This is a genomic window from Enterococcus sp. DIV0724b, assembly GCF_050531475.1.
In the GTDB taxonomy this organism is placed as follows: domain Bacteria; phylum Bacillota; class Bacilli; order Lactobacillales; family Enterococcaceae; genus Enterococcus_L; species Enterococcus_L haemoperoxidus.
This window is the reverse complement of the sequence record NZ_CP172890.1, coordinates 2,926,882-2,953,100: the sequence shown is the minus strand read 5'-3', so window position 1 is coordinate 2,953,100 and position 26,219 is coordinate 2,926,882. Positions and strand designations below refer to the sequence as shown.

Sequence of the window (26,219 nt, the reverse complement as noted above, 5' to 3'; positions counted from 1 at the left end):
AATAACAGTTGCAAGTATTTTGAATTTTAATAGCGGATTTTCTTCATAGCCAGATAGTGTAAAAGATGGTAGAATAGCCAAGACAAATCAAGTAGAAAGAGTGACAAATATGCTTAGTACAGAAGATTTTGATTTTGATTTACCAGAAGAACTAATTGCTCAAACGCCGTTGAAAGATCGAACGAGTTCAAAGCTTTTAGTATTAAATCGCGAGACAAAAGAAATAGAAGATAAACACTTTCATGAAATCGTTGATGAATTGAATTCTGGTGATGCGTTGGTTATGAACGATACGCGAGTATTGCCAGCACGACTATATGGAGAAAAACCTGAGACAGGTGGACACTTAGAAGTCCTTCTTTTAACAAATACAGAAGGGGATACTTGGGAAACCTTAATCAAACCAGCTAAACGTGCGAAAATCGGAACGAAAATCAGTTTTGGTGATGGCCGCTTAACCGCAACAGTTGTTGAAGAATTGGAACATGGCGGCCGGATTGTAACGTTCAAATACGAAGGGATTTTCTTAGAAATCTTAGAATCACTTGGTGAAATGCCATTACCTCCATACATCAAAGAGCGGTTAGAAGATCCTGAACGATACCAAACAGTCTATGCTAAAGAAAATGGCTCTGCAGCGGCTCCTACAGCAGGTTTACACTTTACGCAGGAACTACTTACTAAAATCCAGTCAAAAGGCGTGAAGCTCGTTTATTTGACCTTACACGTTGGTTTAGGAACATTTAGACCTGTCAGTGTGGACAATATTGCAGAACATGAAATGCATAGCGAATTTTATCGTTTAACTGAGGAAGCCGCAGCACAACTAAATGACGTTCGGGAAAATGGCGGTAAAATCGTTGCAGTAGGAACAACCTCGATTCGTACGCTAGAAACAATTGGAACAAAATTTGACGGACAAATCAAAGCAGATAGCGGATGGACGGACATTTTTATTACACCGGGTTATGAGTTTAAAGTTGTACAAGCTTTTTCTACTAATTTCCATTTACCTAAATCGACATTAGTAATGCTAGTCAGTGCATTTGCTGGTAGAGATTTGACACTTTCGGCCTATCAACATGCAATTGATGAACGCTATCGCTTCTTTAGCTTTGGCGATGCGATGTTTGTAAAATAAAAGATAAGAAAAAACTCATTTAGTTTCTAACTGAGCCAGATAAGAAAGAACAACGCTGCGTGCTTTGCAGAGTATATCTATCTTCTAAGGCCTAGTTAAAGACAAAATGAGTTTTTACTTTTTTAGATTCGAGGTAGTAACAGTTATAAGCCACTTAAAAGTAATGTTTGGGATAATTCTCTTTTACGGACTGATCTTGGTAAGAAGCAACGAATTTCATCTTCATTAAAACCAATCTGTAATCTTTTTTCATCAATCATAATTGGTCGGCGTAGTAATCCTGGATTATCTTTGACCAACTCCAATAATACATGCAACGGTAGTTCGTTAATATCTGTATCTAATTTTTGGAAGACTTTAGAACGAATTGAAATAATATCCTCAGTGCCTTCTTCAGTAAGAATTAATATATTTTTAAGTTCATCTAATGTAATAGGAGTAGTGCCAAAATTCTTTTCTTCAAATGGAATATCATGATCGATCAGCCATCTCCGTGCTTTTCTACATGATGTACAGCTATTTGTCGTGTATAATTTTAACATGTTTTTCAGATCCTTTCGAAAATATTGGTACATACCTCTTAATGACTATAATATACGAAAAGTAATAAATTCACAAAATAAATGCTTACAAAATAGCTGTTTATTGCTAACAAAAGATACAAATAACTGTATATTCACAAACGTTTGTTATTTATTTCAGATAAACTGTAATGTTAGGTACGATGCTTGGAAATTCGATCTGTTATGTAACGTTTTTTGTGCTACGTTCATTTTTTCTCGAATAAGTAGAAGCGTTTACAAGTTTTTAGCAGAAGAGAGTATTTATTTTGAAACCTATTACAGATATTGTTTATTTTTCTAGAATAAACAGTTGACTGTAGGGTGACCCTATAGTTTATGCTAGCGGAAGAGTAAAATAGAAATAACGTAAAAGGTGGTCGGTCTTTTTTTGGGGTCAGAAAATATGCACTTTAGGAGGAGAGTAAAATAGAATCGTATTTAACTATGGGACAATTAGCTGAACTAATGGCTATTTCCAAACATCAAATTCGTTATAACGAGGAGAAAGGTTTATTTTCACCAGCATTTATAGACGACAATGGATATCATAAATATGGAATGGATCAAGTTTATCAGCTTGCAAATATTCTTTTGTTGAGAAACTTAGGCGTATCGACAGCTCAAATTGATCAATTTATGAATAATAAGGATAATGTTTGGGCTGAAAGAACGCTGAAAGAAACACTAGAAGCGACAGAAGAAAAAATTCAACAACTAGTTTCTGCAAAAAATAAAATTGAAAACTTATTACCAGAAATTGAACAAAAAGAAGAAACATACATCCAGTTTCCTGAAAGAAAATTAAGTAAAGTCTATTCTTATTCGCTGATGGATTCTTTAAATGTCAGAGACTTTTTTAAAGCTATAAAGAAAAGTCAAAAAAATCATGAACTATGTTTGGAATCGTTCTATTATCTGTTTAATGATCAGCAAGTAGAGGTGTATGTCAAAGAGGAGTCCTCAACGGAAAAACACTTACCGGCAGGTGATTATTTCGTAAAAAGAGTTTGGATAAAAGAAGAACATGAATTGTTAGCTGCAATAGAAAAGTTTAGCCAAGAAATAGAGCAACCTTTTTTTAAAACAGCTGAAATCATTGTTAAAGAAGCTGCATATTCTTCAATCTTAATGAACAATAAAGTCTTATACGAGCTACAGTATTTTATTTCTCTGGAAGGATGAGGTCTGTTTGAAAAGAAAAATAGCTATAGCTGATCGTGATCAATTAAGTGAGCGCGAAAAAAGAGGGGTCTTCTGTTTGCTTTTGACTTCTTTTTCCGCTAAGTTTGCAAGCAACCGTTTGACATTGAAGGAAAAGGTTGATATTTTACTTTATCTTGAACAACATTATGCTTCTCAGAAAAAGTCGCCAGTTGATTATATTGTAAAAGATCAAGATGAAATTATTGGTGTTCTAACAATTTCAGAAAAAACAATGGACTCAAGAAAAAAGAACTACCCGTTTGAATTGTCCAAAAAGTATGGTTTTTTGCCTATTTTTAAATATCTGCTGATGTTGAGTGCTCTTGAATACTCTCCGCAAGGTAGAGAACAGTACATTGAAAATGTTGCTGTTCATGAAAGATATCAAAGACAAGGAATTGCTAAAGTTCTGATTTTAGCGGCGCAAGCCGAAGTAAAAACGGGTGGTAAATTGTCTTTAATCGTTTCTGCTAACAATCAACAGGCAGTGGGATTGTATTTAAAGTGTGGCTTTTCAATTGTTAAAAAACAGAGAGTCCTTATTTTAAGATTTTTAGCAAATGAACCTAATTGGCTTTTTATGGAATGGAGTAGGTAATATGAACTTGATGAAAAAGAGCATGCTTTTTTTGCTAAGTTTGAGTATTATTTTTGGTGCTTTTATTTGGTATGAACACAGCTATGAGATGGAGGAAATGAGTCAGTGGATTCCAACCTCTAAAGGTAAATTATCTGCTGTATTGACAAAACCAGTAGGGACTCGATCTAAAGGAATTGTTGTACTCGTTCACGGAGATGCGCCAGTGGATGCGACTAACGAGGGTGGGTATAGACCAATGATGGAGCAATTTGCTAAAGCAGGTTTCACAACAATCTCTTGGGCGAAACCTGGGGTTGCTGGTTCTACTGGGAATTGGCTCAATCAATCTATGCAAGATCGAGCAGATGAAGTAACAGAAGTCATTCAATGGGCACTGAAGCAGCCCAAACTAAATACAGAAAAAATTATGTTGTGGGGAGTAAGTCAAGGTGGGTGGGTCGTGCCAAAAGTGGCAAGTCAAAAGAAAGTACCTATTTCTAAAGTGATGTTGGTTTCCCCAGCAGTTAATTGGTTGAGTCAAAATACTTATTATACGATACAAAAATTAAAACAGAAAGGTCAAAAGCCAGAACAAATCAACGAAGCACTGGATAGAGAAGCAAAGAGTATCGACTTGTTGAAAAAGGATATTTCTTATAAGGAATATTTAGCAAAAACACTAGAGCAACAGCCAATGTCAAAAGATCGCTGGGAATTTGTAAAAAAAAACTTAGACTCAGATGTTCGCCTAGATTTGGAAAATAGTGATATTCCTGTCGATTTATTCCTTGGGGATCATGATCAAAATGTTGATACTGAAGAGACTGAAAAAACGTATTCAAAAATAATCCCGAACGAATTACTGACGGTTTTTAAGATAAAAAATACTGCTCACAGTATGATTTATTCAAATATTGCGCAGTCTGAGTTTTTTACTGCTGTAGCTTATCTATTGGCACCTAAAGATTTTTTGATTAATAAAGATTTTTTACGGCAGTGTTATTTATCTGTTGGGGGAGATTGAGAAGCTAAAGAACAGTTTTGTTTCGCGCTCTAAATCCGAATAAACGGCGAGAAAAAAGCAACTCCTTCGGAAATAAGCTTTTGTCTCGGCCTCATTTTTTTAAGAATATAGTCAAAATAAAAATAGGATAGTATTTTTCCTACTTTTTTATTATTATTATAAAGAAGACAGAGGATTCTAAAGGAGAGGAAACAATGATTGAAGAGTTGACATATAGCTATGCTACAACAATATTAGAAAGAATTCAGTGTTGGAAGGATTTAAATGTAGAAGCAAACGATTATTTAAAGCAATGGCAATCACGTAAAAGCTTATTAAATAGTACTGATTACGATAAAATGCTTCATCAATATCATTTAGACAAGAAAATCTTTAGTAGAGGATTGTTGCCTTTTACAGAAGAGAGAGCGCAGTTATTATTACCAAAGGTGGAAAAAAGCGAGTGGTTTGAGTTACACAGACAGTTATTTATAGACGAAATACCAATAAAAGAAATGACTTTAACCGCTGCATTGCGTTTTCACTTGGCTTTTTACGAGAAACATATCCAACAACTTTTACAAAAGTTTCCTTTGATTCAGGTATCTGAAAAAGTAATTTCAGAGCTAATTGACCAACTGTCAGATGATTTCTTTTTTATTGCCCAAAAGACATTAGTTTGGGATGTTCATCAGATGATTGAAGAATATCAATTGCAGGCGGAATCGAAAGAAGAAGAGTTCACTAACTATATCAAGGAATTTCTTGGTGATAAACAAAGGACCTATCTTTTTTATGCAGAATATCCCACACTTGCTAGGTTGCTTGCTGTTAGATTGGCATTTGCTTGTGAAATGATCGAAGAGTTTTTTGCTGACTTGAACAATTCTACTGAACAATTGGTAAAAAAATTTTCTGTCTCAATACCAATGGAGCTTACAGAAATCGTACTTGGACAAGGAGATAGCCATGATCGCGGTAAAACAGTGATACAATTTCAGATAGATGAAAAGCCCTTGATTTTTAAATTTAAGAACCTAGAGATAGGGGAGCGTTTTAATGATTTATTGACCTATATCGAAGCGTTAAACCCAACATTATCTTTTTATAAAATCAAAAGATTCGTTCAATCTACCTTCACGATTGAGGAAAAAGTTCCTTATCAGGAATGTAAAGTGGAAAGCGAGGTCATTGATTTTTATCAAAATTATGGTCAGCTGTTAGCAATCGTCTATTGGTTAGGGGCGACGGATCTGCACATGGAGAACTTGATTGCCAATGCTCAATATCCTGTGTTGATCGATGTAGAAACATTGATTCGACCTGAAATGTTTAAATTGACCAACAAATTATCTAGACAAACTCGAATAGAAAAACACTCTGTAATCGTTGCAGGCTTGTTGCCACAAAAAAAACAATGGAAACGAGATCTTGAGATGGATGCATTGTCTGGTACCAAGCAAAAATTACCTAAAAAGGTTAGAAGGTTAAGGAATGATCGCTCCAGCGATATTGCGTTTCAGCTAGAAGAAGCGTATATGGATGGCGCCCAAAATATTCCACGTTTAGATGGAAAAGAAGTTGACTATCTAGTTTATCGCGATGTGATCCAGAGAGCATTTAAAGAAATGAATCAGCTATTATTAGAAAATAAGTCTGAATTTATTGAGAAAGTCAAAGTACTATTTTCAGACACAACAATTCGATTGATATACAGGGATACGCAAGACTACGGGAATTTGTTGAATTTTACCTTGCATACAGATTGTATGTCTAATTACATTGAACGAGAAAAGATTATTGAAAATTTGTGGGCCAGTCCAATCATTCCAGAGGTGCTGATCCCTTTTGAAGTGCAAGCGATGTTAGATCACGATGTACCGTTGGTTACAGCAAATACCTCTTTAACCAATGCCTATACTAATGGTCATGAACTGAGTGACTTGTTAGAGAAAACGCCATTGCAAGATACGGTGGATCATATGGAGCAAATAACAGATAAAACCAGCCATTTTTCTTATCTTTTATTAAAAGAAAGCTTAGGGACTTTAGCGTATAGTCCGCAAGAAATAACGATTTCAATGAAAAATAGTTCCATTGAAGAACCTCTATTACAAAAAGCTGCTGATATTGGTGATAAAATCATTGATCAGATTGTAGTAGATAAAGAAAATAGTGAAGTTGATTGGCTCTCTATTGTTCCTGCATCAGATGGCGAGGTTGAGATTGCTTATCCAGGTATGGATCTTTATGAAGGCGTGGCAGGTGTTTATCTCTTTTTTGTTTATTTGAATCATTTTGTGCCTAAAGATAGTTACCAAGACGTGATCACTATTTTAGAGAAAGAAATTTTTCTAACTGAGGATGGGAATAATACCTATGAAAGTGGATTTTTTGATGAAGGGATGCGGCTGACAGTTGCTTTTTATGTAACTAGATTACTTGATGATCCTAAACATCATTCCTATATGGAAAAAAGCTTGAAAACATTAAGAACATTTCAAATAGCAGCAGAGAACCAAACGAATGAATGGATTTATGGTAAAGCAAGTTTACTCGCAGTTTTAGCAGCTATCTATCAAACATACCCTAGCAAGGAAGCTTATGCTGGGCTTTTACACTATGCACAAGCAGTGACCTGTCAAGAAATGACTGATAATAGTTTTGCTCATGGCTATGCTGGCGTATGCTATGGCCTAAGTAAAGCAGACCAAATTCTTAAAGAAGTGGAAATCCAAGAAAAACTTGAGTGGTATCAAGCAAAATTTGAAAGCAATCTTAAAAAGAATGAAAAAATAAATGATTCTTGGTGTAAAGGGAGAACTGGAATCAAAGAAGTTTGTCAATTGTTACAGCTTACTTTTGCTGATGAGCTGTCTAAAAAAATAGAAGAGCAATATACAGAAGATGCTTGTCTTTGTCATGGGATTTATGGGAATAAAGATGATTATTTAAATGATATTAATTTATTAATACGCGATGTTATTAAACTGAAGTCTGATCCAGCAAGTGTTCCTGTTGGCCTTTTTTGTGGCTTAGCTGGAGTTGGTTATCAAGTATTGAGGGCATACGAACCGTGCATTGTTCAATCCTTGTTATTTATTAAGTGACACAATCTGAAAAAAGAACTTTACTTATCTCGAGGAACGGATTATAATCTAAGTATTAACGCAAGGGGGAGAAATATTATCATGAGAAAATTATCGATTGAAAAAATGGAAACAAAAACAGATGCAAAAAAATTAGACAAATTTGTAGGTGCTTCTTTCGAAAGAAATGAAGAGACTGAAGAAATGTTTAATCGTCTTGAAGAAACTACTCCTAACTCACTTGGTGGTTGGACTAAATTAATTTGTTTCTAAAAAAAAGACCTCTTTACGGAGGTCTTTTTTTATTTTATTCTTCTCAGTATTAATATACCAATTGCTTCAACGCCAGAAATAAGCAATACAAAGAAATTTAGTATCCAGTTAAAAGATAATTCATTCTTTGAAATAATCTCAAAAACTACTGCATTGTTATTCAAAATAGATATTAATACTACTGTAATAATAAAAGAGATGAAACTTGCTGTTGAAATAATTTTCTTTCCACGTTCATCTTTACCTTCTTTGCTAAAGTAAAAATAAATTGAATACACAATGAAAATAACTGATAGTACAGCGATTACTATACTAGACCAATGATTTCTAGGCAAGTTATCAAAAAAAGATTTAAGTGATTCAGTCATAATTTATCCTTTCCTTCCGTTAGTCGGTTTCTTCGTTTGTTTGCTCGTCTTCTGTTAGTTTCTTGAAAGTGAAGATTTGTTCAATCGGCACTTCGAAAACGTCTGCTATGTCGTGAGCCAGTAAAAGGGAAGGATTGTATCTATTTCTTTCTAACTGAATAATTGTTTGTCTAGATACTCCCACTTTGTCAGCAAGTTCCTGTTGGGTCATGCGTTTCATGGCTCTGTAGACGTGAATGGAACTCTCGAAAGATGAGTTCTTCTTTTTTGGCAATGCAAATCCCTCCAATAGTCTAATTTATGTAGTAAATAAAAAGCGCATAGTCAATATACCATATCTTACTTTCACTTACAAATATCATGCAGATAAAATATAAAGAAAAAAGCCAAGCTTCTCGACTAGCTTGGCTCTTGTTTCCGGAAGGAATCAGTGTATCGAATGATTTTTTGTTACTTTTCGTTATACATGCAAAGTAATTAGTTGAATTTCTTGTTCATAAACCAAATGTTGTCTTCATTACATTTTCTACATTTCTTTTTTTTATTTTTTTCAATCAAACTATCTTTATACGTGTTTTTTTGTTGTATTTGGATCGATTGTCCAACTTTTTACACATATTCACTATTTGTAAAGATGCTTTTATGATTTTTATACTTTACATATATTTATTGATGAAAGGTGAATCGTGTTCTGCTAACAATTTTGTGTTTACTCATTCTTGCTTCGAGAAATTCTTCAATACAACTGATATTTCCTCCTTCCTTCTAAAATTATAATACCATATAAAGTAAGCGTTTTCAAGTCGGGTGACTTTTAATCAGTAACTAAATTTTATGGGGTAACTAGTTTACAGGGTTGAAAAAAGTACTAAGAAAAAATGAAAAATTAGCCATATTTATTGAAGTTTGAAAAAAAAACATGGTATAGTGAATATAGATACTATATTAATAGAAGGAAAAAATAAGAATGGGGGGATAGGATGGAAGCATACAAAAAACCTATCGAAACAATTATCAAAGAAGTGAACACAAATAAAGAGCAAGGATTAACAGAACAAGAGGTAAAGAAACGACTCGCTGAACATGGTGCTAATGCGTTCCAAGAAGCGAAAAAAGATTCTATAGTAAAAAAATTTCTTCATAGTCTATCTGATTTTACAACAATTATTTTATTAGTTGCAGCAGCTATTTCGTTCTACACAGCAATTGCTACAGATCACGGGGATTATTTTGAAGGAATCTTGATTATCGCAATTGTGGTAATCAACGCAGTACTGGCAATCGTTCAAGAAGGAAATGCTGAAAAATCGTTAGCTGCATTACAGGATATGAACAAACAAAGCAGTTCAGTGTTACGTGATGGCAAAGTCGAGACCATCGATGCAGAAAATGTTGTTGTTGGGGATATACTTGTGTTGGAATCAGGCTCAATGATTACAGCAGATGCACGTTTGATACAAGCATCACAACTTAGAGTTGAAGAATCTGCCCTTACTGGAGAAAGTGAACCTGTTGAAAAAGATTCGGAATACATAGGAGAAGATGATTCGTCGATCGGTGATCAAATCAACATGGTATTTAAAGGTTGTACTGTATCAAATGGTCGTGGTAGAGCAATTGTCACAGCGACTGGCATGCAAACTGAAATGGGAAAAATCGCTGGATTATTGAATGACGATGTGACACAACAAACACCTTTACAAAAACGTTTGAATCAATTAGGTAAGCGTATTAGCTTAATTGCTTTAGGTGCGGCAGCCTTAGTATTTATTATTGGGGAACTACAAGGTGAGCCAATGTTGGAAATGTTTATGACAGCAGTATCATTGGCCGTTGCAGCAGTGCCTGAAACATTAATGGTGATCGTTACATTAACACTGGCTTATGGTGTTCAGAAAATGGCTAAAAAACACGCGATCATTCGTCGCTTGCCAGCTGTGGAGACTTTGGGAACTGCCAATGTTATTTGTTCCGACAAAACTGGAACGTTGACTCAAAATAAAATGCGTGTCAGACGTGTTTGGTCACGTGGAGATGAAGTAACGGATACAGAAGATGCGATGACAGATGAGGCTATGGAAGTTTTAAAAATGGCCTCTCTTTGTACAGATGTTATTGTGGATAAAGATGGGGATGACTTAGTTATTCAAGGAAACCCAACAGAAGCTGCAATTGTACGTGCCGTTGAAGAGAATTACCATACTAAAGCTGAATTAGAAGAAAAATACCCGAGAATCGGTGAAATTCCATTCGATTCAGAGCGTAAAATGATGACCACTGTGCATAAAATGGGGAAAAAATATATCTCTGTAACAAAAGGTGCTTTCGATGTTTTGTTGACTCGCTTCCGTTTTGGCGATGTAGAACAAGCCGCGGTAGTAAATGACCGCTTTGGAAAACGTGCTTTGCGCGTGATTGCAGTTGGTTATGCGATCTATGATGAAGAACCTACGGAAATTACTTCAGAGGCATTAGAGAAGAATTTAAGGCTATTAGGATTGATTGGCATGATCGATCCACCAAGACCAGAAAGTAAAGGTGCTATTGCCCGAGCTAAAAAAGCTGGGATCAAGACAGTGATGATCACAGGGGATCACGTTGTAACAGCTGGAGCAATTGCGAAAGAATTAGGTATATTAACAGACAAAAGTGAAGCTTTGACTGGCTCAGAGTTACAAAAAATGTCAGATGAAGAATTAGATTCACGAGTGAAATCACTCTCTGTTTATGCTCGGGTAACACCGGAAGATAAGATTCGTATAGTCAAATCATGGCAAAGGACAGGTGCTGTTGTGGCCATGACCGGTGATGGAGTCAACGATGCGCCCGCTTTAAAAGCTAGTGATGTTGGTTGTGCCATGGGAATTACTGGAACGGATGTCGCACAAGGAGCGGCTGATATGATTTTGACGGATGATAATTTTGCGACGATCGTTGATGCAGTCGCACAAGGTCGGGCAGTTTATCGAAATATCCGTAAAGCAGTAAACTTTTTACTAAGCTGTAATATCTCAGAGATATTCATTGTGTTGATTGCCATGCTTTTAGGCTGGGGGGCACCATTTACGGCTGTCCAATTATTATTTGTGAACGTTGTGGCAGATGGTCTCCCAGGGTTTGCGTTAGGGAAAGAACCTGCTGAAAAAGGAATCATGGATGAAGCACCAATTCCAAGAGATGAAGGAATCTTTGCGCGCGGTTTGTGGCAAAAAATTGGAATCAATGCGTTTGTTTTTACTGTAATTACTTTGTTTGGATTTTACTTAGGTGCAAATGTTGATTCAGTTTCATACTTTTTCGAAGCAAGTCATGAAATTGGTCAAACTGTCGCATTCTTGATTTTAGCTTATTCATCTATTTTGCATGTTTTTAATGTGAGAAGTACAGAATCAATTTTTAGAGTAAAATTATCGACAAACAAATCACTCTTTGAAATGGCCGTATTGGCTGTTATCATCACGACAGTCATTGCGTTATTACCATTCACGCAAGAGCTGTTTGGATTAGTTCCAATTGGAATCAATCATTGGTTACTTGTAATGGGCTTATCGATCATCCCAATTTTTGTAAATGAAATGATCAAATTCCATTACTCACCAGAAGAAGATACTGAATAAAAAAAATAAATTCAACGCTTGAAGTGCGGATTTTTTACTGAATATCCGTACTTCAGGCGTTCTTTTTATAAAAATTTAATTATGTGAAAGGACACATTGAAAATACTATTGAAATTATTTACATAAAAGGCTTGCTAAAATGTTAAAGGAGTATTATAGTTGTTATCAAAATCAGTTATTTTGATTTTTTAACTGATATTTTTTAATTAAATTATAAATAGTAACCGATATTTTTATTTGGGCTTCCAGATAAAGATCTTAGGGGAGTAGCAACATAGTTTATCTATGTTTTTAGATCAACAGCAAGTGTGCAAACACTGGTCTAAGGATGAAATTGCGAGACCTAAGTGTAAGGGCCAAGTGTCGTTTCACTTAGGTCTCTTGTTATCTAGCTACGCGGGCTAGCACTTCGGGAAAAAGATAAAATCTGTCAGTGACAAAAAACGCCACAATCAGATTTTCCTATTTTCAGTCAGAGCTGGAAGAGTCCGCTTTGCTTTTAGTATTATCTAGCTTCAAGAGCTAGCCTCTCGGGAAAAAGATAAATCATGAAAGAGGCAAAAAGCACCTCAGTCATGATTTCCTATTTTCCAGTCGAGGCTGAACGAGCTCTTTTAGCTTTTAGTATTATCTAGCTTCAAGAGCTAGCCTCTAGGGAAAAAGATAAATCATGAAAGAGGCAAAAAGCGCCTCAGTCATAATTTCCTATTTTCCAGTCGAGGCTGACCGAGCTCTTTTAGCTTTTAAATTGGAGGAGAATCTTGTGGTAGAGAAGTCAAAAATTTCGCATCATCAGAAATTGACCGCTGCTGGTCTTTTAGTAGCAATGGGTGTTGTTTATGGTGATATCGGAACAAGTCCGCTTTATGTAATGAAAGCGATCGTCGGAGATAATGGCGGTCTTCAGAATGTTTCAGAGAATTTCATTATTGGTGCGGTATCATTGATCTTTTGGACATTGACGATTTTAACAACAATCAAATATGTTGTAATTGCGTTGAATGCAGACAACCATGGTGAAGGTGGAATTTTTTCTTTATATACGCTTGTTCGTAAAAAAGGGAAGTATTTGATCATTCCCGCTATGATTGGGGGAGCTGCTTTACTGGCGGATGGTGTATTGACGCCAGCAGTAACGGTGACAACAGCGATTGAAGGGTTACGGGGAATCCCGGTTTTCTTTGATCGGTTTGGCAGTGATCAAAACATTATTGTGATGATTACCTTAGTCATTATTCTTATCTTATTTTCTGTTCAACGTTTTGGGACTGATGCAGTTGGTAAAGCGTTTGGACCGATCATGTTTGCTTGGTTTACATTTTTAGGTGTGATGGGGCTAATCAATTTTGGACAAGACTGGACAGTTCTTCGTGCATTGAATCCTTATTATGCGATTCATCTGTTACTTAGTCCTGAAAATAAATTAGGAATCTTTGTTTTAGGGAATGTCTTTTTAGCAACTACTGGTGCAGAAGCGCTATACTCTGATTTAGGTCACGTTGGTAAACATAATATTCGTGCTAGTTGGCCGTATATCAAAATTTGTTTGATCCTCAATTATTTAGGACAAGCGGCTTGGATTTTGAGTGCAAAAAATGACCCGTCTATTTTAGCAATTGAAAACCTAAACCCGTTTTTCCAAATGATGCCAAATAGTATTATGTTGATAGGTGTTGTTTTTGCAACAGTTGCAGCAGTTATTGCGTCTCAAGCATTGATTTCAGGATCATTCACACTAGTTTCAGAAGCAATTAAATTGAAATTATTACCAAGATTGAAGATTATTTACCCAGGTGCTAATATTGGGCAAATGTATATTCCAGCAGTCAATATGATGTTATGGATCGTGTGTTCATTAATCGTGATCACCTTTAGAACATCTACGCATATGGAAGCAGCTTATGGTCTTTCAATCACTGTGACAATGTTGATGACAACTATTTTATTGATGTTTTATTTATTGCAAAAAGGTGCACCAAAATGGGTTGCGTATCTGGTTACCTTGTTCTTCGGTAGTATCGAATCGATTTTCTTTGTCTCAAGTATTGCGAAATTCTTCCATGGTGGTTATGTTGCCGTCGGGATTGCTTTGTTGATTCTAGCAGTGATGACAATTTGGGAATGGGGCAATATTATCAAAGAGAAAACATCCGATACCGTTCCGCTTAAACAATATGTAGAACAATTACGGATGCTAAAAGATGACACGACTGTGCCAAAATCTCAAACTAATGTTGTTTTCATGACGCCAGATACGATTGGAGATGAAATCGGCCGTCAAATCATTTATTCGATTCTAGATAAGCAACCAAAAAGAGCAAATGTTTACTGGTTTGTAAACGTTGAAGTAACAGATGAGCCTTTTACGAAAGAGTATTCTGTAGATATGATGGGCACAGATTTTATTGTGCAAGTTCAACTTTATCTTGGTTTCCATGTAGCACAAGAGGTCAATGTTTATATTCGTCAAATCGTTTATGATTTAATGAAAGAAGGTCGTTTACCTAAACAGCCGCAAAAGTATTCATTGACACCAGGCCGTGAAGTCGGTGATTTCCAATTTATTATTATTCGTGAAGAGCTATCTAAAGTAACCGAATTGAAGAAATGGGATCGTCAAATCATGCAACTGAAATTGGCTATCAAAAAAAGAACCACCACGCCAGAAAACTGGTTTGGTTTGGAATATAGTGAAGTGAAATATGAATCAGTTCCGTTGATTATTGGTGATACAAGAAAGACACGATTAAGGGAACGAAAAGTTTTATCTTAAAAATGAAAATCACTAAAAACAGAGGGAAAACTCATCGAAGGATGAGTTTCTCCTCTGTTTTTTTGATTTATAGATTAAGAATTAAAAGGAAAATCGATCATAAAAAACTGGATTGGACAACTTATTTCAGCCATCTATTAACTGACACAAAACATTATCTGAGTTGAATCTTTACCAAGATATTCCAGGGGTTGGGGAAATATCTTTGACTATACTTATTGGTGAGCTTGGAGATATTCAACGGTTTGGAATCACAAAAAAGTGAATTCTTTAGTTGAGATAGGTACTATAAGGAATTATCTGAAAATTCTCTTGTTCAAGATCTTAGCGGCAATCTTAAAGCTCGGAAACTGCTTTATCTTGTCATGAAATTATGATCCACTAATAAGGTATCGCTCTTAATCATATTGTAGTTTACTATTACAAATTAAAAACGCAACCTGTATCCAAGAAGGAGGCGGTTACGACCGTAATTTGTAATAAACAGATTAATAAAATGCTTCTATTCTATGAGTGAGAGCGAAACAAAGTACGACTATGCATACAAGATATCTATAGAACAAATTCATGTTAAAAGGAAATAAAGTTCTTTACTGATAAAAGATATCAGGTTTTTCCAAGCCTCAGAATCTTCAGGATGCTCGAAATAAAAAAAAGGTTTATCACTATTTTTTTCAAAAGAATCCGAGATAATTATATCTGCTTCATTTATATCAAAAGTGATTCTGAGGGTCGTATCCTTGAAAAAAATAAGAAGTATATTTTTTATTAAATCATACCCATAAATCGATTTTGAATGTTGGATAAGTACATTCAAGGGGCGATGTTTATTTGAAGTGATCAAAACTAAATAGAGTAGCTTAGCCAAGTATGTAACTAATGATGGAATAGTGGATATAGAAGGAAAGAGTTCACTATTCCAATTTTTATGGATAAATTTTGTCAGCTCAGCTTCATGAATTTGAAATAGTCCATCTGATGTTTCAGCCATGATGGGAATATCATCGCTGATTTCTGAAAATGGGCTATCTATGTTAAAAAATTTTACATAAAATAAATGAATAATTATTAAATAGTAGCTAGTTGAATAGCTTTCTTGAGTCAGACTAACATTGTATTTCTTTAGAAAGTCGTTTAAAAACCTAGACGTAAAAGTAGCAATTGGAAGAGAAGATTCGATAAGCATAGTAGTAATAAGAATTTTGTTGGTTGGAGAATCGATATTCGAAATAAAAAAACGAGCTAAAAAGCCAAAAAATAGTTCTTCTTCATAGATGTGTTCATCAGATACATGGCGTTTACGTAAGGAGTCTTTAATAATGTCCGCAAACGATGTGGGAGATACTTGTTGGAAAATTTTCAAATAAGGTAAAAAGTCTTTCGATAAAGAGATAAGTTCCAATTTATACGATAGATGCCAATAGGTAATCGATTGAAAATAGTTTAATCGAGCTTTTTGGGATGGAGAAAGTAACTGTGAATTGATTGGCACAGGAAGTGACTGTAAAGAGGTAGGCAAAAAATTAAAAGGCCATTCGATTCCCTTATAAACACTCCAATAAACATAAAACATAACTAGGCGTCTATTTTGTTCGTTTCCTATTATATTTGATTGTTTCTTTTTAGATGAGAAATTTATAGATATATCGAAAGGTTCTAATAGTTTATTAAAAAGACCTAAAATCTTATATGTGTGAGAGAGGCTCAAATTTAAGTTTTGAGATAATTCTTCTGCACTATCATAGTAACGGTAGGATAAGGCATTTAGTATAGAAAACGTTTGAGAAATTTTTATATAGTAAAGCCTCATTGTATCGATGATATAGCTAGTATTTAGAGTAGATGTAATCAAATAATCTGTCTCCTTTTTTTCTAAAATGACAGAATTATCTTTAAAAGCGGAAGCTAAATCATCTTCTAATTGCGAGCGATAGATATAGAAAGAGTGGTTTGGAATGCTTAACTTTTGAGATACTTCGTTTGTCGGCAAGCCTTTTTTTGAATAAATAAGTAATTTTAATAATTCAAAGCGGAGCTGTTCATTTTTTTTCATAAATAACTCTTGCATGTAAATACCTCCTAGATAGATTATAACGACAAATCATTCAGGAATGACAGTTGGAAATGCTTTTTTTGAAAAAAAAAACAAAAAAAATATTTTATACTAGTTTTGTAGTGAATTGATGTAAATATTTCTTAATAGAAGTATACATTACAATTATCTAGAAATAAAAAAAATATACTCAACTTTTAGAACAGAAGAGAAAATGTTATACATAGTTATTTTACAATTTTGTGAAAATCATAGTATATAGGAATCTAAGTTAGATGAAAAAATAATAGATACGTAAGAATTACCTTTTCTATATATATGTAAAAAAGTTTGTTAAAGAAAAAAGTGTACAAATTAAAAAAGAATCAAAGATGAGAGGATAATATACGATATGTTGAACTTGGGGATAATAGATAACGAAAATAATCTGGATGCGACATTGGAGGGTTTGCTGAAGCCTGAAAATTATCATGTATCCATTGTGGATAAAAAAGAACAAATCCAACAATTAGATGGATTGGTAATTGTAATGAAAACAAAACAAGATTTTCCAAACATAATTGACTGGTTACTTGCTTGTCAAACAATACCAAATGTCTTTGTTTGGATTTTTTCAGAAGTTTTATTGGAAAGTGAAGAGACCATTATGATGAGTTTAGGAGCGAATGATGTAGTAACCTCGACAGCTAACTTGCCTCATCTATCAATCGTTATAAAAAATACATTCTTTCGACTGAAAAATTTAATAGTAGAAAAACAAGAAATTTCGTCCATGAAGCTATTAAACAAGGAGAATCAAACTGTGTATATTAACGGAGAAGAACTTTTGTTAACAAGAAAAGAATTTAATGTTTTACAGATTTTATATGATCATAAGAATACAACCGTTCGTTACGAAGAGTTCTTGGAAAACTTATGGGCAGATCAATCAAAAGAGAATATTTTTTTGGTGTCAAACGTAATATTTCATTTGCGTAATAAGGTAAACAAAAGGAAAGACATCGAGATAAAAACTGTACGCTCCAAAGGATATATGCTGAAAATCGAAAATGATAAACAGAAGAGAAATAGTCCTTTTTTTGTATAGATATGTATTAATTGTTCTCTTTAAGGTGTGACGGATATTACTTGCAACTAAAGGGGGTGAATTTATTTTTAGAAGAAAAATCATGTCATGGAAGAGAGGAGGAATAAAATGAAAAGTAAAAAAATTATATTTTTACTCATGGGTTTGATTGCGATAGCAAGTATCTACCCGTATAGTGATACCTCATTTATAAAAGCAGAAGAGTCTACTCAGCTGAGCACAGTTGAGTCTAAATCGGAATTGGCTGAAACGACCAATGAATTAGATACAGATGCATCTAAGGAAATTACAGATAAACAAGACCCAGAACATGTTACTTCAGAGGTAATTTCACCAAAAATGACGAATAACGAAGCATATGAACTTACAGCAGATGGAACAGGAATTGTTGTTAAGAATATTGCGAAAACAATGAGTGATATCCAAGGATACAATGGTGATACAGCAGCAATCAAACAAATGATTCTGAACGATTCAGGCGCAAAAGCATATGGGATATCGGCAGGATCAGTTGTTGATGTGACAGATAAAATTCAAATATCCGACTTAAATGGAATTGATACAGTTGATTCCAATGATCTACAAGAATTTCATTTAACGTTAACGGTGCCAGCGAGTGCGTCTGGAACAGGCAGTGAGTTGAGTAGTGAAGTCATTGTTTATATTGGAAATGTCGCAAAGGTAACTAATTGGAGTCAATTAGACACTGCGTTGATGAGCAATACGGTAACAATCATTGATGTTCAAAACTCTATGACAAATACAGCAACTAATAGAACAGATCGAAATCTCTCAGATAGCCGTCAAAACTATGTATTGCTAGGGAATGGATACTCACTAGATTTTATTGGATATTCATATAGATGGGGAACAAATACATCTATTGTGCACAAAGCAGTAGTTGATAACGTTGATATGTACGGTGGACACTATTACGGTCCTGTAACAATGTGGGATCGAAATGCTTATGGTTCGAGTATCACGTATCGAAATATGAATTATACAGGAGCACAAGTGACCGCCTCTTTCCAAGCCGTTCTGCGTTTTGAAGGAAAGAATGTGATTAAATCTAAAGCGACTCAATACACTTCTTATGACGGGACAGTACGTACTATGGCAGACAAAAATCAATCTGGATTAGAGTCACATACACTTGTTTTTGCCTCTAATACAGATACAACGATTGAAGTAGAAAATGGTGATGGAGTAATTCTAGGTAGTTGGTATTCTAACTATGATACTGTGGCAACGATTCAACCATCTTTGACATTAGAAGATAATGCTACTGCCACGATTCGTACGTTGGGGAATACAGGAGAAACTAACTCTTGGCAAACAGCTGGAGGAAATATACCGTCTGTTATTAGTGTTCAACGAAATGGAAAAATCGATGTTGGGAAAAATGCTAATCTAAATGTCGAAACAGCGGATGGAACTACACGTGTGCCTATACGTTTAGGATATCAGTCAACAACATCAAAATGGATCACAGGTATTCATCTTGCTGACAATAGTAAATTCACTGTAGATATCAATGGGCCAATCAGCACTACTGGTTCTCGTGCAGGCTTTATGCTTCAACAAAATTCTGCAATCGATGTGGGAAATAGTGCAGAGATGACCATTAATGCTAATCAAATGACCGCTGGTGCACCGGTTATTTCCATGGGACAAGACGCTCAATTTGATGTAGCTGAAAAAGGAAGACTTGTCTTGAATAAAAATGGAGGAACAGGTCGCCTTTTGGATCTTTCAACAGGTTCAAAATTTAAAGTAAGTGATCAAGGTGCTGCCAAGTTTGTTTCTAGTAACGAAGGAGCCTCTAAAAGTTCAATGATTTATGGAGGAAGCGGATCATCATTTATTATCGGTGATAAAGGTATATTCGAGTCAGTGATAACTGATGGTACTAGTGTAAGAAACATGCTGGACTTTGGAAGCAATACTATCTTCCAATTCTCAAATGCCCAAAAAATTGATTTAGATGCACGCAAAAATACGAGTGCTAATCTAATTAACATGACTAATCCAGGTACGTTTACAGCCGATATTCAAGAGGTTTCTGCTTGGAGTAAAGAAGATTTTAATCAAATAACGCCAACTTTCCACTGGATGCCAATGTATGGTATGTCAATCAAATACAATGGTATCACTACTACAAGCGTAGCGGGAAATAGTGTTACTAATGCTATTCAGAAAAGTTTTTTAGATAATTATCGAACTGAAAAATTTTCAAGAGTTGTTTACGACTACATCCCAGATGTTGTCGTAGGGTTTGATAAACCTAGCGATAATAGAACACTAGAAAGTGGGCAAAAACTCACTGGAGCAGTCAATAATGGTGCTTATATGCTCTTTTATCTTGTAACTGATGAAAATGATCCAAGTAAAGACGTATTATTGACAACGCCTACCATTACATCTCCCGTAGAAGGAGATACACGCAAATTCCATACGATTGCTGACAATAATGGAAAGTTTACGTTTGAAGTACCAAAAAGTGTAGTGCTAAAAGCTGGTCAGAAAATAAAAGCGTACGCTTGGCTAAATGGTAAAGACAGTTATATGATTCAAACCGTTGCAGATAAAACAGCCCCAGAAGGAGAAGCTGTTCATTATCATGTTGCATTGAATGATGCAACTCCAATGCCAGAAAATTTTGTGAAAAATCCGATTGATTCGAATCCAGCACCACAGAAGTTTACGTATGCATTCAATGCAGAAACACCACAATCAATGGTTGATGGTTTTATGAGTCAAATAGGCGAACATATAGTAAAAGTTGATCTATCAGATGAAGCCGGTAATACGACGACGATTACATCAACGCTGACTGTTAACGAAGCAAAAGAAGCAATTGAGGGTTCTGATTTCGATGCACCGTATATTGATATTCGCAATTTATCTGCCGACCAATTAAAAAGCTATATCCTTATGCAGAGTAAACCAACGGCGTATAAAATTGTCGATGGGCAAAAAAAAGATCTTAGTTCATTTGTGACCGTTACCGATTTTGGTGGATTGAATGATATCACAAATATTCAACCGAAATCTTATCCTGTGACCCTGACTGTGAAATCTGTAGATTCAGGCCTGCCAACAGATATTTCTACAATAATCAATGTAACGGTTGTCGATGTGGATGCGGTATTAAAGGTAGAATTTGTGAATGAATCGAACCAAGTACTTCCAGGTTATACAGTAACAATTAATACGCAAGTAGGGGATACGGTGAATTTAACCCAAAAAGATGAGGTTAAACTCCAAGTGGAAAATGTTACAGCGGCAGGGTATGAAATCGCTGAACGTCCAATAAATGAAACCGCAGTGAAAATTGATAATACTACTGTCACTGTACAGTACAAACTACAAGGCGTACTAAGTCTAACCTCTGTTCCAAGTGTACTGGATTTTGGAACATTAACTTACAATGCAACGACTAAGCGGGTGGATGATCCACATTTTGACAATCAATTGGTCGTGACGGATACACGGGCTGATGCAACCAATGGTTGGCGGATGACTGCTTCTTTGTCAACACCAATGCGTAACGGTAATGGACAAGAGTTGGTCAACGCCTTGCGCTATGTGAATCAAGGGAAAGAAACAATCCTAAATCAAAATGCGCAAGTCGTTCATACCAATGCTAAAGGAGTCTCAGGTAGCTATGTTATCAGCAATGAGTGGGGAACCACTGCCAATACAGACGGAATCAAACTTCAAATCAACTCCTCGGATACTGTATATACCGGAGATTATGTTGGTGTCATTACGTGGAAAGTAATGACAGGACAACCATAAAGGAGAGAGGAAAATGAAACAAATGCGAATCATCTTGTTCTGTTGCTCTCTGATTCTATGTCTGGGTGCTGTGTATACAGGATATGTTGTCCTAGCGAGTGAAGAAATCGGTGGTCAAGTCAGCACGAATGGCAAAATTTCATTTTATGAAGAATCGGCGGAGCCAGACATTTCTACTGACCAAGAACCAGTTTCAGCGACACCAAGCAAACCAAATGGGAAGCCTCTTCCCAATACTGGAGAACAGATACAAAAGTATGGTGTAATTGGAGTCGTTCTGATTTTCTTGATACTCCTTGTGCTCTTTTTACGGAAGCGTAGAAAGGGGGAACCGAAGTGAGAGTTACACGTATGTCTTTTTGGCTCAGTACCATCGGTTTATTGCTTTTCAGCAGTTCTATCAGTTTGACCGTACACGCAGCCCAAAATCTGTTAGATGAACCTGACGCCGTTTCTGTAAAAGGAAGCGTAGTGACCAATCCGATTGACCCGGAAAATCCAGGAAATGTGATTGATCCAGGAGAAGGTCCTTCTACTAAAGGAGCATTGCGGATAGATTATGTGTCGGCACTTGATTTTGGTGAAAGCAAGATCAGTCAAGAGAGCCGTGAATATAAAGCTTTAGCTCAACAGTTTTTCGGAGATACTGGACCAAGAGGTAGCTATATCCAGATCACGGATCAACAGGCTAATTCATCAGGTTGGACCTTGCAGATTAAGCAAGAGAAGCAGTTTGCTAACTCCATCATTCAAGAAGCGGGAGAACAAGAACTCAAAGGTGCCGTTCTTTCTTTAGATGAAGGCTGGGCGAGCTCAAACAGTACTAGTGAAGCACCAACAGTGACACGTGAAACAATCGCCTTGAATTCTATCGGTTCAGCTTATGAAGTCGCAATCGCCAAAACTGGGAGTGGGAAAGGGGTTTGGACTATCGCTTTCGGTGCTTCAGATACCAATAAGAACAATCAGTCCCCTACCTTGAACCCGGTGCTAGACACTTCAGGCGAGCCGGTCATAGACCACACTTACAATAAACCAGTCTATAGTAATTCAGCGATCACCTTGACCGTACCGAAAACAACGGTGATACATCCGGTCGAATATCAAACGGAGATAACTTGGATTTTAGCCAAGTTGCCTTAATAAATTACACACTATTAGGAGGAAAAACACTATGAAAGCAAGAAGTCTTTGTGCAACAACATTAGTAGCAATTTTAGGAGTAACGGTATTAGGAACTGCTTCACCAGCCTTTGCTGCACCAACAGAATTAGATTCAAAAGGGACTGTAAAAGTTGAAGAAGGAACAGCAGGTGGTGGAGACACGGGTACAGTGGATCCAGAAGATCCAAACAAACTATTGCCAGATCCTGATCCAGAGAGTCCAGGCGAAAATACAAATAAAGATACAGGTTCGCTAGTAATTGAAAAAACAACAGATTTAGATTTTGGAACAATCCAAACATCAGCCAATGCCGTAACAAGTTTTGCTAAACCAATGAGCTTTGAAAGTGGAGCAAAAACTCGTGGTGCTTATATGCAATGGGCAGATGTCCGTTCTGGAGGGACATACGGGTACAGCGTAACCGCTCAATTAACAAAACAGTTTGCAGATAGTACAGGAACAAATGTACTAAAAGGATCAACAATCGATTTTGCTAATGGAATTATGGCTGCACAAGGAGATAATGAAAATATTGTACCATCAATTGCGAATACTGCATTCCACTTGACAGAAGCACCTGATGATGCACAACCAGTTGTAAAGGCAGATAAAGATAAAAAAGAAGGGAAAGGCCGTTACATTATGGAATTTGGTCAAAGTAAAGATTCATCTGTGGGAGAAAAAAGTACAGATGCTAACTCTGTGAAATTGACAGTGCCAGCAGTAACAGCTTCAAATATGGCAGCGACAGATTATACAGCAACAGTAACTTGGAAAATCACTGCAGCAGAATAAGTCGTTCTATTAGCTTTTTTCATGCCAACAAGGAATTCTTGTTGGCATGTGTACATAGAAAAAATAATTTAGAATAAACGAGGTTAATTATGAAAACATATATTACTTTTACATGGAAACATATCTTGCTTTTTTGTAGTTTAGTCGCAGGATTCCAGTTTTTTTGTCAACCTGTTATCGTCCATGCTGAGGAAGAGAATCCAGCAGGTGCAACTGGGTTTACCTATAGCATTATTTTTCCGGATAATCAGGTAGACAAAGAAATTGGCTATTTTAAATTAAATATGACTGCTGGTCAGCACCAACAATTAAACATTTCATTAAGCAATCCAAGCACAAAAAAAGTTAAGATTGATGTGAAATTAAATGGTGCAAAAACGAACCAAAACGGTGTGATTGAATATGGTGAATCCATGATCAAAAATGATGCTTCATTGAAATTTAAGTTTACCGATCTTGTAAAAGGACCAGAATCGGTTGAATTGGCACCAGGAGAAACTAAAAATCTGGAACTGACAGTTGAAATGCCGGAAACCACCTACGATGGTTTAATCGCAGGTGGTATCCAATTGATGCGTGTTGGACAAGACGAAGCAACAACCAATAGTGGTGGATCAAAAATTATTAATCAATATGCATATGTTATTGGAGTAGTTTTACAAGAAACAGACAAGAAGGTAGCGCCAGATTTGGCATTAAACAGCGTGAAAGCTGGGCAAAGCAATTATCGCAATGCAATCTTTATTAATTTTTCCAATGTGATGGCAGCGTATTTAGACAATATGACTATTGAGGTACAAATTACTGGAAAGGGAAAAGAGACAGTGTTATATGAACGAAAACAAACGGCTATGCGGATGGCTCCAAATTCCTTTATTAATTTTCCTGTAAGCATGAATGGTGAACGAATGGTTTCGGGAGACTATGATGCAGATATTCTTGTCACTTCTGGGGATAAAAAATGGGCATGGAAACAAGCTTTTAAAATCACAGACGAAGACGCCAGTAAATTCAATGAGAGAGATGTGGGCTTAGTTCAAAAAAAAGGCTTAGACTGGAATTTGATCTTGTTGATTGCGGGTATCTTTCTTGTGTGTATTTTCATTCTCTTTTTTATTCTTCGTTTTTTTAGAAAGAAGAAGCAAAAGAAAGAAGCTGCAGTTAAGAAAGCTCGGCAACAAAAGAAAAATCAAGGAAAAGGGAATAAAAGTAATAAGCAAGAAAAACCAAAGAATTAGTAAGGTATAGGAGCTGAAGTGAGTGTCTATCGTAGATTGGATTTTCGTTGTAGGTGTTGCATTAACAATCGTTGCACTCCTGGGGTCAAGCTATTTTTTTGGACAGGTCTTACGAATAGGAAAACAGATCAGAAGAGTGTCAGGAAGACGAATCAAAAACAAGAAAAAACGACGAGCAATGGCACGCAAACGCCAGTTGCTTATAAAAAAGAGAAAAAAGACTATTCGACAGTGCTTAATCCTATTGCTTGTGACTGGCGTATTTGGTGGAGTAGCTGGCTATCTTTCTTATTATCAAGCGATGAACCTGACGACGAATGATTCAGATTCTGTAGTGAAAGGCTATTATCTTTTACGCGATTTTGAGCAACAGTTAATCATCGCCAAAGAGAAAGGTGAAGAGGAAGAAAAGTTGCAGAAAAACATCCGATATCTAGCTACAGCGATGGCTAGTTACGGCACTAAAACGGCTAGTATAACCAATTCTGAGGAAGGCCAGCTGACGTTGAATCGTTATTATAATGCGATCAAACAGGTAGGGATGAACGCAAGTACCCAAACCAAAAACTTCTATGGTAATGCCCAAGTGGTCGATAGTTTTTTAGCGGACATCAAGAAGGTACAAACATACGAAAAAGCCGCTTTCACCTATTATAAGGTCGATGAATCAGCCTTTTCAGAAGAAAAATAAGCGGAGTGAGAAGCTTTGAAGAAGATACAGTCATCTCGAATGTCGCAAAAGCCTGCGGCTAAATTTAGGCAGGGCAAAAAAAAATCAATTACTTCAAAGAAAAAGAGACGACGCAAACAGCGGAGTCGGTTCCTTAAGGAGTTGTTTTTGGCTTTGGCAGGAGGAAGTATTTTGGCAATTGGGCTTAGCTTAGCATTCGTAACATTATTAACGGTACACGGTTTCAGTATGGTACCAACGTTGCGAGAAGGTGATAAGGTATTAATTCGAAAAAATAGTGAGTTGCGTCGGTTTGATTTAGCAAGCTTTACCCTAGGGGGCGGAATCCCACAAGTTCGACGTGTAATTGGTTTGCCGGGGGAAACAATTCGTTATAAGGATGATACGTTATACGTTAACAATCAGCCCGTAGATGAGAAGTTTTTGGTGGCAGCTATAAATGAAAGTCAAAAAAATGGCCGTAACTACACTGAGGATTTCGTGAAAAAGGCAGTTATAATTCCAAAGGGCTATTACTTTGTATTAGGAGACAATCGACCCTATGCGACAGACAGTCGGCATTATGGTTTGGTAGCAAAAGGGAATGTTTTTGGAAGAGTGACTACACAGATTTTTCCTTTTAACGAAGTTAAGTCATTTTAAACTAGTTGATAAAAAAATAATTTTCTAAAATAAAATTGATGTGATAAAAATTCGAAATTAATCAGAATACGTTTTGCCTAAAAATACCTGAAATAGATAAGTGTACGACATTTTTAGAAGAAATAAGGTATGTAGAA

20 protein-coding genes are annotated in these 26,219 nt (G+C 35.9%); 16 read left to right on the top strand and 4 right to left on the bottom strand.

Annotated features, from left to right (window positions below; translation table 11 throughout):
- The first annotated feature begins 109 nt into the window (after nucleotides 1-109).
- On the top strand, nucleotides 110-1,141 hold the full coding sequence (gene queA / locus IGJ02_RS13690; RefSeq protein ID WP_430602397.1) for a tRNA preQ1(34) S-adenosylmethionine ribosyltransferase-isomerase QueA: 1,032 nt from the start codon (nucleotides 110-112) through the stop codon (nucleotides 1,139-1,141).
- Between the two features lie 143 nt (nucleotides 1,142-1,284).
- Here the strand turns inward: queA and spx are convergent, their stop codons facing one another.
- Entirely contained in the window at nucleotides 1,285-1,683 is a 399-nt protein-coding gene (spx, locus tag IGJ02_RS13685) for a transcriptional regulator Spx (RefSeq protein WP_010762617.1), read from the bottom strand.
- A gap of 465 nt (nucleotides 1,684-2,148) precedes the next feature.
- Here spx and IGJ02_RS13680 point away from each other — a divergent pair, with 465 nt between their 5' ends.
- The 5 genes from IGJ02_RS13680 to IGJ02_RS13660 all read left to right on the top strand — a co-directional run bounded on the left by IGJ02_RS13680 (nucleotide 2,149) and on the right by IGJ02_RS13660 (nucleotide 7,852).
- The gene (locus IGJ02_RS13680) at nucleotides 2,149-2,886 is read left to right on the top strand and encodes a MerR family transcriptional regulator (protein WP_430602395.1); all 738 of its coding nucleotides are present in this window, start codon (nucleotides 2,149-2,151) and stop codon (nucleotides 2,884-2,886) included.
- 7 nt (nucleotides 2,887-2,893) lie between these two features.
- Nucleotides 2,894-3,505, top strand: a complete 612-nt coding sequence (locus tag IGJ02_RS13675) for a GNAT family N-acetyltransferase (RefSeq protein ID WP_430602394.1) — start codon at nucleotides 2,894-2,896, stop codon at nucleotides 3,503-3,505.
- 1 nt (nucleotide 3,506) lies between these two features.
- Entirely contained in the window at nucleotides 3,507-4,511 is a 1,005-nt protein-coding gene (locus IGJ02_RS13670) for an alpha/beta hydrolase family protein (protein WP_430602392.1), read from the top strand.
- 194 nt (nucleotides 4,512-4,705) lie between these two features.
- The gene (gene lanM / locus IGJ02_RS13665; RefSeq protein WP_430602391.1) at nucleotides 4,706-7,600 is read left to right on the top strand and encodes a type 2 lanthipeptide synthetase LanM; all 2,895 of its coding nucleotides are present in this window, start codon (nucleotides 4,706-4,708) and stop codon (nucleotides 7,598-7,600) included.
- Between the two features lie 81 nt (nucleotides 7,601-7,681).
- Nucleotides 7,682-7,852, top strand: coding sequence for a hypothetical protein (locus tag IGJ02_RS13660; RefSeq protein ID WP_010762623.1), 171 nt, complete (start codon nucleotides 7,682-7,684; stop codon nucleotides 7,850-7,852).
- A 29-nt stretch (nucleotides 7,853-7,881) separates the two neighbouring features.
- On the opposite strand, the gene IGJ02_RS13655 is transcribed toward IGJ02_RS13660, so the two are convergent.
- Both IGJ02_RS13655 and IGJ02_RS13650 read right to left on the bottom strand, forming a co-directional pair.
- Complete coding sequence (locus IGJ02_RS13655; protein ID WP_010762624.1) at nucleotides 7,882-8,220, bottom strand: hypothetical protein; 339 nt, start codon at nucleotides 8,218-8,220, stop codon at nucleotides 7,882-7,884.
- A gap of 19 nt (nucleotides 8,221-8,239) precedes the next feature.
- Entirely contained in the window at nucleotides 8,240-8,494 is a 255-nt protein-coding gene (locus IGJ02_RS13650) for a helix-turn-helix transcriptional regulator (protein ID WP_010762625.1), read from the bottom strand.
- Between the two features lie 706 nt (nucleotides 8,495-9,200).
- Here IGJ02_RS13650 and IGJ02_RS13645 point away from each other — a divergent pair.
- Together IGJ02_RS13645 and IGJ02_RS13640 are read left to right on the top strand one after the other, a co-directional pair.
- Nucleotides 9,201-11,837: a cation-translocating P-type ATPase gene (locus tag IGJ02_RS13645; RefSeq protein WP_430602390.1), complete on the top strand. Its 2,637-nt coding sequence runs from the start codon at nucleotides 9,201-9,203 to the stop codon at nucleotides 11,835-11,837.
- A gap of 826 nt (nucleotides 11,838-12,663) precedes the next feature.
- A complete protein-coding gene (locus IGJ02_RS13640) occupies nucleotides 12,664-14,610 on the top strand; it encodes a KUP/HAK/KT family potassium transporter (RefSeq protein ID WP_167584578.1) in 1,947 nt (648 codons plus the stop codon).
- A 565-nt stretch (nucleotides 14,611-15,175) separates the two neighbouring features.
- On the opposite strand, the gene IGJ02_RS13635 is transcribed toward IGJ02_RS13640, so the two are convergent.
- Nucleotides 15,176-16,678, bottom strand: a complete 1,503-nt coding sequence (locus IGJ02_RS13635; RefSeq protein WP_430602388.1) for a helix-turn-helix domain-containing protein — start codon at nucleotides 16,676-16,678, stop codon at nucleotides 15,176-15,178.
- 376 nt (nucleotides 16,679-17,054) lie between these two features.
- Here IGJ02_RS13635 and IGJ02_RS13630 point away from each other — a divergent pair, with 376 nt between their 5' ends.
- The 8 genes from IGJ02_RS13630 (at nucleotide 17,055) to lepB (ending at nucleotide 26,082) form a co-directional block, all read left to right on the top strand.
- On the top strand, nucleotides 17,055-17,750 hold the full coding sequence (locus IGJ02_RS13630) for a response regulator transcription factor (RefSeq protein WP_430602386.1): 696 nt from the start codon (nucleotides 17,055-17,057) through the stop codon (nucleotides 17,748-17,750).
- Nucleotides 17,751-17,858: 108 nt separating this feature from the next.
- Complete coding sequence (locus IGJ02_RS13625) at nucleotides 17,859-21,551, top strand: pectate lyase-like adhesive domain-containing protein (RefSeq protein ID WP_430602385.1); 3,693 nt, start codon at nucleotides 17,859-17,861, stop codon at nucleotides 21,549-21,551.
- A gap of 13 nt (nucleotides 21,552-21,564) precedes the next feature.
- Entirely contained in the window at nucleotides 21,565-21,891 is a 327-nt protein-coding gene (locus IGJ02_RS13620) for an LPXTG cell wall anchor domain-containing protein (protein WP_430602384.1), read from the top strand.
- Nucleotides 21,888-22,694, top strand: coding sequence for a WxL domain-containing protein (locus IGJ02_RS13615; RefSeq protein WP_430602382.1), 807 nt, complete (start codon nucleotides 21,888-21,890; stop codon nucleotides 22,692-22,694). Before IGJ02_RS13620 ends, IGJ02_RS13615 begins: the two co-directional genes overlap by 4 nt.
- A 31-nt stretch (nucleotides 22,695-22,725) precedes the next feature.
- On the top strand, nucleotides 22,726-23,511 hold the full coding sequence (locus tag IGJ02_RS13610) for a WxL domain-containing protein (protein WP_430602380.1): 786 nt from the start codon (nucleotides 22,726-22,728) through the stop codon (nucleotides 23,509-23,511).
- An 89-nt stretch (nucleotides 23,512-23,600) separates the two neighbouring features.
- On the top strand, nucleotides 23,601-24,749 hold the full coding sequence (locus IGJ02_RS13605; RefSeq protein ID WP_430602379.1) for a DUF916 and DUF3324 domain-containing protein: 1,149 nt from the start codon (nucleotides 23,601-23,603) through the stop codon (nucleotides 24,747-24,749).
- 22 nt (nucleotides 24,750-24,771) lie between these two features.
- Nucleotides 24,772-25,440: a hypothetical protein gene (locus IGJ02_RS13600; RefSeq protein WP_430602378.1), complete on the top strand. Its 669-nt coding sequence runs from the start codon at nucleotides 24,772-24,774 to the stop codon at nucleotides 25,438-25,440.
- Nucleotides 25,441-25,479: 39 nt separating this feature from the next.
- Nucleotides 25,480-26,082 carry a signal peptidase I gene (gene lepB, locus IGJ02_RS13595; RefSeq protein ID WP_430604116.1) on the top strand — a complete coding sequence of 201 codons (603 nt, stop codon included), beginning with the start codon at nucleotides 25,480-25,482 and terminating at the stop codon, nucleotides 26,080-26,082.
- Nucleotides 26,083-26,219 lie beyond the last annotated feature (137 nt).